The sequence below is a fragment of the Nostoc sp. NMS9 genome (genome assembly GCF_017114995.1).
In the GTDB taxonomy this organism is placed as follows: domain Bacteria; phylum Cyanobacteriota; class Cyanobacteriia; order Cyanobacteriales; family Nostocaceae; genus Nostoc.
Genome location: NZ_JABXKL010000085.1, coordinates 48855 through 62789 on the forward strand (window position 1 = coordinate 48855; position 13935 = coordinate 62789).

The 13935-nt window shown below is 43.5% G+C and carries 8 protein-coding genes; 7 read left to right on the top strand and 1 reads right to left on the bottom strand.

Features of this window, described 5'->3' with window-relative positions; genetic code table 11:
* Positions 1-615: 615 nt before the first annotated feature.
* Positions 616-6501 (top strand): AAA family ATPase, encoded by a 5886-nt coding sequence (locus HWQ40_RS27620; protein ID WP_292784496.1) that lies wholly within the window; start codon positions 616-618, stop codon positions 6499-6501.
* Positions 6502-6685: 184 nt separating this feature from the next.
* Here the strand turns inward: HWQ40_RS27620 and ctpA are convergent, their stop codons facing one another.
* Complete coding sequence (ctpA, locus tag HWQ40_RS27625) at positions 6686-7930, bottom strand: carboxyl-terminal processing protease CtpA (RefSeq protein WP_292784499.1); 1245 nt, start codon at positions 7928-7930, stop codon at positions 6686-6688.
* A gap of 406 nt (positions 7931-8336) precedes the next feature.
* On the opposite strand from ctpA, the gene petB reads away from it, so the two are divergent.
* From petB to HWQ40_RS27655, 6 genes are all read left to right on the top strand, one after another.
* Positions 8337-8984: a cytochrome b6 gene (gene petB / locus HWQ40_RS27630; protein WP_099102529.1), complete on the top strand. Its 648-nt coding sequence runs from the start codon at positions 8337-8339 to the stop codon at positions 8982-8984.
* 243 nt (positions 8985-9227) lie between these two features.
* Positions 9228-9710, top strand: coding sequence for a cytochrome b6-f complex subunit IV (petD, locus tag HWQ40_RS27635; RefSeq protein ID WP_104907753.1), 483 nt, complete (start codon positions 9228-9230; stop codon positions 9708-9710).
* Positions 9711-10345: 635 nt separating this feature from the next.
* Positions 10346-10789 carry an anti-sigma regulatory factor gene (locus HWQ40_RS27640; RefSeq protein WP_292739730.1) on the top strand — a complete coding sequence of 148 codons (444 nt, stop codon included), beginning with the start codon at positions 10346-10348 and terminating at the stop codon, positions 10787-10789.
* Between the two features lie 484 nt (positions 10790-11273).
* A complete protein-coding gene (locus HWQ40_RS27645) occupies positions 11274-12263 on the top strand; it encodes a GDP-mannose 4,6-dehydratase (protein ID WP_292784501.1) in 990 nt (329 codons plus the stop codon).
* 10 nt (positions 12264-12273) lie between these two features.
* A complete protein-coding gene (locus HWQ40_RS27650; RefSeq protein ID WP_292784503.1) occupies positions 12274-13455 on the top strand; it encodes a glycosyltransferase family 4 protein in 1182 nt (393 codons plus the stop codon).
* A gap of 84 nt (positions 13456-13539) precedes the next feature.
* Positions 13540-13911, top strand: coding sequence for a hypothetical protein (locus tag HWQ40_RS27655; RefSeq protein WP_292784505.1), 372 nt, complete (start codon positions 13540-13542; stop codon positions 13909-13911).
* Positions 13912-13935 lie beyond the last annotated feature (24 nt).

Sequence of the window (13935 nt, forward strand, 5' to 3'; positions counted from 1 at the left end):
AGTTGTTATAAAGTGCGATCGTCAAAAATGAGTAGCATTTGAGTAGCGCGATCGCTGCTTGCGATGCCTGCGGCGGGCTACGCCTACGCTAAAAATGTGGTTAAAAATAGTGCTTTTGAGTAGCGATTGAGTAGTATGATTGACACCCAAGGCTGAAAATACTGTATAGCCAAGGAAGAAGCACATTAGTTTAGAATTACCACCCAATTAAATCTAAATTCAAAGAGTAAAAATTCTGCAAATTGTCTACATATATAGGAAACCTATTTGATTTTTGACAGGACTTACGCAACTGTCACAAGTAATGGCGCAGCCACACCGCGCTGCGCACCAAATAACTAGGCGATAAACATGGTAACATCTTGACGTTTTAATTGCCGAGCTAAATAATTTGACAACAATCTATGCTTGATTTGATAAATTGTTAACTCCTTGACGGAGTTCTGATGCTACTTTGGGAAATCATCAAAAAGCGATCGCCACATCTACATGAAGATGCTTTCCTAGCTTCTGCCTCCAGTGCCCCATACCCAATGCAACTTTTCTAACGTTTGTTAACCAAGATATGGTAGTGGGAATTATAACACTAGTATAAAGAAATTTTCGTAAAAATTTATGAGCGCAAAAGTTGATGGAACTTTAAGGATTGCTGGCTACCAAATCATCGAGCAACTTTATTCAGGTTCTCGTACTCAAGTGTATCGGGCAATTCGAGAAGGCGATCGCCTACCAGTTGTGATCAAGCTCTTAAAACGAGAATACCCAACTTTTACCGAATTAGTACAGTTTCGCAACCAATATGCGATCGCTAAAAACCTAGATATTCCCGGCATTATCAAACCCTACAGCCTGGAAGCCTATCACAATGGCTATGCCCTAGTCATGGAAGACTTTGGTGGTGTTTCCCTGCGGCAATTTACTCAAGGAAAAACACTGACATTAGAGCAATTCCTACCCATTGCTCTGCAACTGCTAGACACTTTACACCAGTTACATCAACAGCGCGTCATTCACAAAGACATTAAGCCAGCTAACATCCTGATTCACCCTGACACGAAACAAATCAAGCTGATTGACTTTAGTATTGCCTCGCTCTTACCACGAGAAACCCAGGAAATCCAGAGCCTCAATGGATTGGAGGGAACGCTAGCCTATCTATCGCCAGAGCAAACCGGACGGATGAACAGAGGCATTGACTACCGCAGTGACTTCTATTCTTTAGGTGTGACTTTCTTTGAACTACTGAGCGGACAACTGCCCTTTGAGTCCCATGAACCGATGGAGTTGGTGCATTACCACATTGCGAAACTTCCACCCTGCGTCTGCGATTTCAACCCCAAATTGCCCTTGATGCTGGGCGAAATTGTCCGCAAACTGATGGCGAAGAACGCCGAAGATCGCTATCAAAGTGCGCTAGGACTTAAACATGACCTTGTTACCTGCTTAAAACAGTGGCGAGAAACACGCAAACACACCTGGTTTGATTTAGGACAGCGCGATATCAGCGATCGCTTTCTCATAAGAGAAAAACTCTACGGACGGGAATCGGAAGTAAAGACCTTACTAGAGGCATTTGGTCAGGTTGCCAATGGTAGCTCTCAATTGATGCTAGTGGCAGGTTTCTCTGGTATTGGCAAAACCGCAGTCGTCAATGAAGTGCATAAGCCAATTGTGCGGTGGAATGGCTACTTCATCAAGGGCAAATATGACCAGTTCAACCGCAACATTCCTCTGTCTGCTTTTGTACAAGCTTTTCGTGACCTAATAGGACAGTTGCTTAGTGAAAGCGATACTCAGCTAAAGCAATGGCAGAAAAAGATTTTAGCGGCAGTTGGAGAGAACGGACAACTTCTGATCGAGGTAATTCCTGAACTGGAACAGATGATTGGCAAACAGCCTGCGATCGCTGAACTATCAGGCGGTGCGGCACAAAACCGTTTCAATCTGCTGTTCCAAAAGTTCATTCAGGTGTTCGCGACAAGAGAGCATCCGTTGGTAATGTTTCTCGATGACTTGCAGTGGGCAGATTCGGCATCGCTGAATTTGCTGAAGTTGTTGATGGCTCGGAGTGATTGCAGCTATCTATTCATTATTGGTGCATACCGCGATAACGAGGTATTTGCAGCTCATCCATTCATGTTGACGCTAGATGAAATTGAAAAGACATCCTCTTTCGTCAATACTTTGACGCTAGCAACCTTAAGTCAAGCAGATGTGAACCATTTGATCGCCGACTCACTCAGTTGTGCAACAAAACAGGCATTGCCGTTGACAGAGTTGGTTTATCAAAAAGCCAAAGGCAATCCCTTTTTCACAACTCAGTTTTTGAAAGCGCTACATGAGGATGGGCTGATTACATTTAATTGGGAGGCAGGTTTTTGGCAGTGTGATGTAGCACAAGTGCGATCGCTTGCTCTCACCGATGATGTGGTGGAATTTATGTCACAACAACTTCAGAAGTTGCCCGACATCACTCAAGATATTGTCAAACTGGCAGCCTGTATTGGCAATCAGTTTGATTTGGGGACGTTGGCGATCATTTCCGAACAATCCCAAATCGAAGCGGCTGCAAGTTTATGGAAAGCCTTACAGGAAGGTTTGATTTTACCCCAAAGTGAAATTTATAAGTTTTATGTTGGGGAAGAACATCAACCAGTTGCTCAAGAAAATTCTGAGATTGTTGCATATAGATTTTTACATGATCGGGTGCAACAAGCGGCATACTCCCTAATTCCCGCCGATGAAAAACAACCCGTTCACTTGAAGATTGGACAGTTACTCCTGCGTAACACCCCCGAAAACAACCGGGAAGAACGCATTTTTGAAATCGTCAGTCAATTCAATGTTGCGACTGAATTGCTCGCCCAATCCGCAGAACGTCAAGAATTGGCGCAATTTAACCTGATGGCAAGTCGCAAGGCAAAGGCGGCGACTGCCTATACTGCCGCCTGCAAATATGCCCAAATAGGCATTGAGTTACTTGCCCAAAACAGTTGGCAGCATCAGTATGAGTTGACCCTAGCACTGCATCAAGTTGCCACAGAAGCCGCCTATCTGAGCGGTAATTTAGAGCAGATGGCAGCCTTTGCGAACCTCGTCCTAAACCATGCCAAAACCCCATTAGATCAAATCAGCGTTTATGAGGTGAAGATTGAGGCATTCATCGCTCAGGGTAAATTTACCGAGGCGATCGCAGCGGCACTTGCCATCTTAAAGCAATTGGGAGTGGAACTGCCCGCAGCGCCAACCCAGGATGACGTGGCAGCTGCCTTTAGTACCGTCTCAGATGCGATTGGAAAGCACTTACCTGCCGAGTTACTCAACCTCAGCCAAGCAAGGGATGTGAACATCCTAGCGGCGGCTCGAATTTTGACATCGGTAGCACCCGGCGCTTATGTGTCTGTGCCACTGCTGTATTTACTGGTGATTTTAAAAAAGGTTTATCTGTCTGTCGTGTATGGCAATGAGTCAACCTCGACTTTTAGCTATGCCTCTTATGGAATATTCATGTGTGGTGTGGTCGGAAACGTCGAATTAGGTTATGAATTCGGTCAGTTAGCCCTCGACCTACTTTCACGTTATCAAAATTCTGAATTGAAAGGGAAAACTTTATTACTAGTGTATTTGTACACAAGGCATTGGAAAATGCACCTGGGTGAGATATTAAATCCCTTGCAGATGACCTATTGTAGTTGTTTAGATGTAGGTGATTTGACTTTCGCGGGCTACTCTGCGTATAACTACGGTTTTTACTCCTATTTTGCCGGACAGAATTTAACGCAACTGGAGCCGGAAGTTGCTGGATATTGTGAAGCACTCAAGCATCTCAAGCAAAATCTAACTCTGACTTATTCCCAGTTGATTCGACAAATTTTGCTCAATTTAATGGGCAATGCAGATAACGTGGTGGTGTTGAAAGGTGCAGCCTACAATGAACAGCATCAACTTCCATTACATGAAGCAGCAGGCGATCGCACCGGATTAGCATTGCTGGGGATTAATAAACTGATTCTGTCCTATCTGTTTTCAGACTTTGAGCAAGCTGTAGAACAGGCTAGGCAGGCAAGACAGTATTTGGATGCTGTCCTTGCTTTCGTATATGTACCTATCTTTCATTTCTATGAGTCTTTAGCTCAACTAGCATGGTTTGAGCGACTTTCAACCCCAGAACTGCAGCAAGCAAAGGAATACATCGCTGCCAACCAAGAAAAACTTAAGTATTGGGCAACTCATGCCCCGATGAATTTCTTGCACAAGTTTCATCTAGTCGAGGCGGAACGAGAGCGAGTGCAAGGCAACAAAGCCCAGGCAATAGATTTGTACGATCGCGCCATCACCGAAGCCAAAGAAAACCATTACATCCAAGAAGAAGCGCTGGCCAATGAACTGGCAGCTAAATTTTACCTCAGCTGGGGTAAACAACGGATTGCTCAGGAATACATAACCCAAGCCTACTACAGCTATGCTCGTTGGGGTGCTAAAGCCAAAGTCGCCGACTTGGAACGACGCTATCCCCAACTCCTCGCCCCCATCTTAGAGCAAACCCGTTCTCCCCTCTCAACTAACGAAACTATCTTTACATTGGGGAGTGTCACCTCCACCACTTCCGCCACTTCCAGCAGTAGCAGCGCCTCTGTTGCTTTAGATTTGGCTACCATTCTCAAAGCATCCCAAACCCTTTCTGGGGAAATCGAACTCGAAAAACTGCTCTCTGCATTACTGCATATCGTCATTGAAAATGCGGGAGCCGATAAGTGTGTGTTCATGCTTTTGGAGTCAGGACGTTTACTGATTCAGGCGTTAGCACAGCTTTCCGTGAGCGTTGTACAGAACCAGGCTGCTAAAGTCGATTTTTACCCGATGTTGCTCAACCCACAGCCTGTTGAAGACTCTGTTGATGTACCACTTAGCTTAATTAATACCGTCAAACGCAGCTTACAACCAGCAGTGATTATTGATGCCACAGTGCATCCGCAATTAATCAATGACTCGTATATTCAACAACAGCAGCCCAAAAGTATCTTGTGCTGCCCGATTTTGCATCAGGGTAAGTTGCTGGGCATTTTGTATCTAGAAAACAATTTGGCAATCGGAGCATTTACTAGTGATTGCGTCGAGCTGCTGAACTTACTTTGCGCTCAAGCGGCAATTTCTCTGGAAAATGCGCGACTTTATCGAAATTCGCAGAACTATGCTAAACAGTTAACACAATCTCTAGCAAAATTGCAGGTTAGTGAAATCCGCTTCCAAAATCTGACGAATAATATTCCTGGGATGGTGTACCAATTCCGCCTGGCGGCCGACGGTTCAACTTCAACACCCTATGTTAGCTCTGGCTGTTTGGACTTGTATGGGTTAGAGCCAGAGTCGGTGATGGCAGGGACGCATAGCCTTTACGCCATGAATCATCCTGACGATCGCCCAGCTATTGAAGAAGCGATCGCCTACTCTGCCCAAAATCTCACACCGTTTGAGCAAGAATGGCGGATTATCCTGCCTTCAGGAACCGTAAAATGGATTCAATCTGCGGCTCGACCAGAGCGACAAACTGATGGGTCAATCATCTGGGATGGGGTGGTGATTGATGTTAGCGATCGCAAACTTGCAGAACTTGCCTTGCAGCAAAAATCACTTGACTTAGAACAAGCACTAACCGATCTGCAAAACACCCAATTACAAATGGTGCAAAATGAGAAAATGTCTGCACTAGGCAACTTAGTTGCTGGTGTCGCTCACGAAATGAATAATCCTCTCGGTTTTATTGCTGCCAGTCTCAAACAAGCTAAACCTACCTTTACTGATGTAGTTGAACACTTAAAACTCTATCAATCAAGCCTGCCTAATGCGAGTGATGAAATCAAAGATCATGCTGAAGAAATCGACTTGGAGTATAGCTTAGAAGACTTGCCCAAGATGATTGATGCCATGTCGATGGCGTGCGATCGCCTGAAAAATATCAGCACCAGTTTACGGACTTTTTCGCGTGCCGACAAAGATTATAAAGTACCATTTAATATTCACCAAGGCATTGATAGCACAATTTTAATTTTGAAACATCGTCTCAAAGCTAACGAGCAACGTCCAGCAATTGAAGTGATAACTAAGTACACCACTTTACCTCAAGTTGAGTGTTTTCCTGGACAATTAAATCAGGTATTTATGAATCTACTAGCAAATGCTATTGATGCCTTAGAAGAATCGAATATTGGACAAAGTTTTGACGAAATTCAAGCGAATCCCAACTGTATTAAAATTATAACTACAGTAGAAAATAATCTAGTTAGAATTACAATTGCCGATAATGCCAAGGGTATAGATGAAGAGATAAAACAAAAAATATTTGACCATTTATTTACGACAAAAGCTGTCGGTAAAGGCACAGGCTTAGGATTGGCGATCGCTCGTCAAATTATTGTAGAAAAACATGGTGGAGCGATCAAGGTGAATTCTCAACTTGGCAAAGGAACTGAATTTGTGATTCAGCTACCGTTGTCAGCATAAGCTAGAAAATCACAGTTGTTGGTTGTAGGATAAAAATTTCCTTACGGCTCTGGTACAAACAAAGAAGGCAAAGCCTCCTAATGGTCATTCCCAGTCAGAGACTGGGAACAAGGCAATTCCTAACTCTTGTACAGACGCGATTAATCGCGTCTCTCGTAACTCCTAACTCCTAACTCCTAACTTTTTACGCCTTTTTGGCCAACACTGAGTTTTTTACCAAAAGTTCGACTGCTGCTTGATATTGCAGATCCGCTTCAGTACCAATCTGTTCGCGGTTAATGGCTGGTTGGGAAATAACTTTATCCGGCTTAATACCTAGTTTGTTAATATCTCGGTGTTCAGGAGTTTCATACTTAGCAATTGTCACTGCCAAGCCTGAACCATCTGATAATTCAAACAAAGATTGGATTAAACCCTTTCCAAAGGTGGTTTCGCCTACCAACTGGGCGCGATCGTTATCTTGGAGTGCGCCAGCAAGAATCTCACTCGCACTAGCAGTTCCTTGATTCACCAAAATCACCAGAGGATCGTTCGTCAGGGCTGGCCCAAAGGCTTCAAAACTCCCCTGAATACCTTGTCGGTTAACAGTGTAAACGATCGTGCCGGAATCTAACCACAGACGGGCGATTTCAATTCCTGATTGCAATAGCCCCCCAGGATTATTTCGTAAATCTAGAATGTAGGCAGCAGCGCCTTTTTTTTCTAGACTAGAAATAGCGTGTGCCAATTCCGTTGAAGCGTTGGCATTAAATTGTGTAAGACGTAGGTAGCCAATGGGTGTACCCTCAGGAGAAACACGCAAATCCGAAACCACAGGGTTAAGAGCAATGCGATCGCGTGTCAGTCTAATTTCCGTTTCTGCCTCTCCGTCTCGTTCGATCAAGAGAGTCACAAGGCTGCCACTCGGCCCGCGCATTCTGGTTGCAGCTTCATCAAGGGTGAGATTTTCTGTGGAAACACCTTCAATTTTGAGAATGCGATCGCGTGGTCGAATCCCCGCTTTATCTGCCGGTGAACCGGCGATGGGAGCCACTACTTCCAACTTCCCATTCTCAGAATTCAGGGCAATTTGCAATCCTACCCCAGTCAGTTCCCCAGAAGTATTGACCTGCAAGCTGCGGTACTGTTCTGGATCTAAAAAGCGGGTAAAAGGATCGTCGAGGCTCTTGAGCATCTTCCCAATTGCCTCATAACTGGCATTTGAGTCTGCCAGTGGCTTCTCTAGAACCTTTTGCCTGACAGCCGCCCAGTTTTGATGATTAAACGTCTCATCTAGATAAGTACGATTAACAATTCGCCAAACTTCCGAAACCAGCTTTTGTTCCCCCGTCAAAGCCAGTGCTGGCTGAGTGAGCGTACCCAACACCAAGCAAAATGCCATTAACAATGAAAATCCAACCCGAAAGACTTGTTTGTTCATGAACCCCATTATCAATTCCACCTCAACCCAAATTGCCTAGATAATGCCCACTTCCTCTGTTGTTGATGAAATCTATCTCTCGATTATGTTACTTTTTTTATAGAAGTGGTGCATTTTTCTCATCAAGTTGTTCAGTCAACTGATGCATCGTATCCACTCACCAAAGGATAAAATCTACTTTGTGTCCACCATTTTGTGTGTAGGGGCGTAAAGAGATCGCAATATATTCCATCTTTACAGAGTGTAAAGTTTCTGAAGTCTCTTAGCACGCCAAAAGCTGAAAAGCTTTCCAAAAACTCCCCTTTACTAAAATCCCAAAATTACTAGTTGGGAGAGAAGTCTGAGCGAAGGCTTCTGCCGATTCAGAACTTCGGGATTTATCAACCGCAACCGACTTTTAGGAACTTGAGATTGTATGGCCAACGTTTACGACTGGTTTGAGGAACGCCTGGAGATTCAGGCACTCGCCGAAGACGTTACTAGCAAGTACGTCCCTCCCCACGTCAATATCTTTTACTGCCTGGGTGGAATTACCCTAGTTTGCTTTCTCATCCAGTTTGCTACTGGATTTGCCATGACGTTCTACTACAGGCCAACAGTTACTGAAGCTTTCTCCTCAGTAGAGTACATCATGAATGAAGTAAACTTCGGTTGGCTAATTCGCTCCATCCATCGCTGGTCTGCCAGCATGATGGTATTGATGATGATTTTGCACACCTTCCGGGTTTATCTGACTGGTGGTTTCAAAAAGCCTCGCGAACTGACCTGGATAAGTGGTGTGATCCTAGCTGTGATTACCGTTTCCTTTGGAGTTACTGGCTATTCTCTACCTTGGGATCAAGTTGGCTACTGGGCTGTGAAAATTGTTAGCGGCGTACCAGAAGCAATTCCCGTGGTTGGAGTTCTGATTTCCGACCTGCTGCGCGGCGGTTCTAGTGTTGGTCAAGCAACACTAACTCGTTACTACAGCGCACACACATTTGTACTGCCTTGGTTGATTGCAGTCTTCATGCTGTTTCACTTCTTGATGATCCGCAAGCAAGGCATTTCCGGGCCTTTGTAATCTCAGCTATTAGCGAAAGGCAACATTTGTTAGTTTTCAGATCGAGTTGTTTGTTTTAAACTTATGAAACACAAGAAATTAATTGCACATAAGTTCCAAAAAACAAATACTTGTATCTTAAGCCTAAAGCTGTAGAAAACTTCAGGCGGATGACTGTAGATATAGAAACGCTGTTGGTTGCCTAGTAGCTGATAGCTTTCACAAATGCTTTAATTTAACTTAAGCAGGAGAGCACATTTCAAAATGTCAACACAAAAAAAACCTGACCTGAGCGATCCTCAGTTAAGAGCCAAACTCGCTAAAGGCATGGGTCACAACTACTATGGTGAACCCGCTTGGCCTAATGACTTACTTTACGTCTTTCCAATTGTGATCATGGGTTCCTTCGCTGCGATTGTGGCTCTAGCTGTGCTAGATCCCGCAATGACCGGGGAACCAGCAAATCCTTTTGCCACACCATTGGAAATTTTGCCAGAATGGTACTTGTATCCAGTCTTCCAAATTTTGCGATCGCTTCCTAACAAACTTTTAGGAGTGTTAGCAATGGGTTCCGTACCAGTAGGTCTAATCCTCATTCCCTTTATTGAGAACGTGAATAAGTTCCAAAACCCCTTCCGCCGTCCAGTTGCAACCACAGTATTCCTCGTTGGTACTCTTGTCACCTTGTGGCTGGGTATTGGTGCTGCTTTGCCATTGGATAAATCTTTGACCTTGGGACTATTCTAAATTAGTCACTAGAAAATGCTTTGACGCCTGTGAGTTTCAAGAGCAGATGCAGATGTGCTTTTGAAAACAATCAACAGGCGTCAATTTTAACAGGAAAGAATTCAGGAGTCAGAAGCCAGAATTCAGAATTAAATTCTGAATCAAAAGCGGATAACGCTACCCAAAGCGAGTCCGCGTATCCTACGGGCAAGCAAGTTAAGCACAGCGTCTCGTAGATAACGTCTGAAATAAACTGGCTTAATTCCTACACTAAATATGCTTTTTTTAGTGGTCAACAAAATGTGTTGGGTCTGTAGCCAGATCCCGCAGAGTATCCCTCAGTAATTGCATTCTGAATTCTGAATTCACTATTCTGAATTCTTCTTCAATAGTTCAGATTGCATCTGAGATTTGAAGTTTTGGATGGAAAAGCTATTCAAAATCTCAAATCATCAAAAGTCAACAAATACAAACATTTCTTACTTACTTAACTTAAGTTGCTAGTTACAACCCTCAGAATGCCAAAATCGTTCATGTTTTGTATTTTGGTACACAGAATATGTCAATTTAGATTTTTTTATGTGAGAGAAATTTTGCGAACAGCGCAGAATTTACTAACTAGCAACTTGGGTTTACTTATATTCAACTCACAGTTAATGCTTAGTATAGTGCAGCAAGACCATCTGACGGTTAAGAGCGAACTCAGGCTCTTAAACCAGGTGCAAGAATGGTTTGAGCAATTTTGTCTGCAACACTTGTCTCAACTTGGCTGGTCAAAAACCCAACTTGATCGCCTCAATTTAGCATTAGCAGAAGGCTTTACCAACGCTGTTCGTCATGCTCATCATGCTTTACCCCCGGAAACAATCATTGAAATTAACGTTTATCTGTGGATTGACCGACTAGAGATTAGAATTTGGGATTACGGAAAACCTTTTAATCCTGATGCGATCGCAGAGCCAGCCCCAGGTACTCTGCAAGTAGGTGGGTATGGATGGTTTCTCCTCCGGCGGTTGGCCGATCGGGTTGTATACGAACGTGGTGCGGATGGTAGAAATTGCCTGCTCATTGTCAAATACTCTGTAGAAGCACAAAAGTAACAGTGAAATTTGGCTTGTGAGCGGAGTGTAGGGAAGGAGTATCGACCAAAAACGAGGGCTTTTCTTCTCTACAATACTCTCTTGCTAACTCGCCCGTACTTAGGACTCAAACAAATAAAACTTCTCATATAGTCGTCACCAAGGTAACGAAGATTTTGCTCAAAGTTGAAGTACACACTTTCAAACAGAAGCAGTTTTTGCTGAAATACATAGTTATTTGATTGATAAAAGTATACTCTTTTTTCAATATTATTTAAATTGGATAAATATATTTTTTACGTGAAATTGCTTATTCATTATGATTTTTTTGTAAAATCTCAAGTAAGATTTTTGTATAAAAAGAATTAGTGAATATAGTAAAAATAGCATTCGAGTTACACTAGCTCGCTTGTTAAGATTTGTCAGCAGTGTTGAGAGTCTTAATGTTTGTTCTCCAACAAGTGCCATTTCGTGCTTAAAGAGATAGACAGAATAGGGGACAAATATGAGTAAGACAGCCCTAATTACAGGAATTACTGGTCAAGATGGCTACTATCTCAGCCATTTGCTCCTCAACCGTGGTTATCGAGTTGTCGGATTAGTACCCCCACATCGACAACCTAATTTGACAAAGCTGGGAATCCTGGCAAATCAGGTAGAAATTTTTACGGTTGACTTGAGGGATAAAGCGGCACTGTTGACCGCAGTTGAACAACTGCGTCCCCAAGAAATTTACAATTTGGCGGCTCCCAGTTTTGTACCCGACTCCTGGAACGACCCATTGGGAACCCTGGATTTAATAACTGGTACAGCTACTAGGCTCTTGGAAGCAGTACGAAAAGTCGGTTTGTTTACTAGATTTTATCAAGCCAGCAGTTCAGAAATGTTTGGCGATGTATTCCTCTCGCCCCAAGATGAGGAAACCGCTTTTCGTCCCAAAAATCCTTATGCTGCGGCTAAAATGCACGCTCACTGGACGATGGTGCATCACAGACAGCGCTATGGGCTATTTGCCTGTAGCGGAATTTTATATAATCACGAGTCTCCTCTACGCGCACCCCAGTTTGTCACACGCAAAGTTTCTTTGGCGGCTGCATCAATTAAATTGGGTTTAACTGACACCTTAGAAATGGGTAATCTCGATGCCAAACGTGATTGGGGCTTTGCAGGTGATTATGTAGAGGCCATGTGGCTAATGTTGCAAATTGATGAGCCAGAAGAATATGTGATTGGCACTGGTAAACTGCATAGTGTTAAAGATTTAGTTGCCACAGCCTTTGAGTCAGTCGGATTGGATTGGAAGCAGTATGTAGTATTAAATACTAGCTTGTTGCGACAAGATGAGCATTTTCAACTAGTAGCTAACCCCAGCAAGGCTAAAAGAAACCTCGGCTGGGAACCCCAAGTAAGCTTTGAGGAACTTTTAGAAAAAATGGTAAAAACAGATTTGGAGCGGTTAGAAAGCGGTGCGATCGCGCCCTTACCGCGAGTGTAAATAATCTAAAATGCAGATCACTACAGTGACAAAAAACCTGAGTTTAGGTGATAAAGTTAAGAAAAAAACTAACCATGTCTTCGTGTTTTTAGAAATTTTCGCTCACGAAGGTGGTATTCAATCGTATATAAAAGATATTTTTCGCGCCTATCTGGGATTGAGCCAAGACTACAAGGCAGAAGTTTTTTTACTACGAGATAGTGCTGATAGCTTAAATCCGTTTGAAGACGAGAACTTAAAATTTCATTACTTTAAAAATCAGTCCCCCTATTTGGGGAGATTGCAAATGGCAGCGGCTTTACTAAAGTGTCTGTTGCAGAGCCGTCCGCAGCAGGTTTTCTGCGGTCATATTAACTTAGCAGTATTAATCCAAACACTTTGCCAGCCCTTAGGGATTCCTTACACTGTGCTAACTTACGGCAAAGAAGTCTGGGAACCGTTGAAAAATCAGGAACGTCGCGCCCTGATATCAGCAGATAGAATTTGGACAATTAGTCGCTACAGCCGCGATCGCGCTTGTGTTGCCAATAGTCTAAACCCAAAAATGGTACAGATGATGCCTTGTGCCATTGATGCGGATAAATTTACTCCTGGTTCCAAACAACCAGAATTAGTCCAGAAGTATGGCTTAACTGGTGCGAAAGTGTTGATGACAGTAGCACGGTTATGGTCAGGAGATATTTACAAGGGTGTAGATGTCACGATTCGGGCAATACCACAAATCGCTCAAGTTTTCCCAGAAGTGAAATATTTGGTAATTGGTCGCGGCGATGACCAACCGCGATTAGCTAAACTTGCTGCATATTTAGGTGTGAGCGATCGCGTCGTGTTTGCTGGTTTCGTTGCCACAGAAGAATTAATGGAACATTATCGCCTTGCTGACGCCTATATTATGCCTTCGCAAGAAGGCTTTGGCATAGTTTATCTAGAAGCAATGGCTTGTGGAGTGCCGGTGTTATCCGGTGACGACGATGGTTCCGCTGACCCTTTGCAGGATGGTAAACTGGGATGGCGAGTACGACACCGCAGTCCTGATGCTGTAGCAACAGCTTGTATAGAAATGCTTCAAGGGGATGACCAGCGATGTGATGGGGAGTGGCTAAGAGAACAGGCGATCGCTCTGTTTGGCCTAAATGCCTTTCAACAGCACTTACAAAAAATGCTGCTATCCTCAGTAATAAAGTCCATTTGAGTCCAAATGACAAACGATCAATAACTCATAACTAATGACTAAAATCGCTATCCTAGAAGGAGAGCAGGACAAAATTTATTAAAAATGAGTTTTAAGTCATTTCAATTGAATCTTTTAAATCTCCGCCCTTGGCTCACCCTGCTGGCAGTTATTTGGTTGCTGGCATCAGTGGGCTTGGGTTGGTTAGTTAATTCATTGCTAATTATTTTCGGGTTGCTGTTGTTGGCACCTATTGTGGCTTTCTTTGGCTTTCGTTGGTGGCTGCAACGCAACTTGGTTGCCGATCAATGTCCCGTCTGTGGATATGAATTTACAGGTTTAAATAACAGTCAGTTGCAATGTCCTAACTGTAAGGAGTTACTGTTAGTACAAAATAGTCATTTTCAGCGCTTCACACCAGAAGGCACAATTGATGTCACTGCTGTCGAAGTTCCAGCCAAATCACTGGAAGAATAGTCAAGAATCGTTAGTCATTAGCAA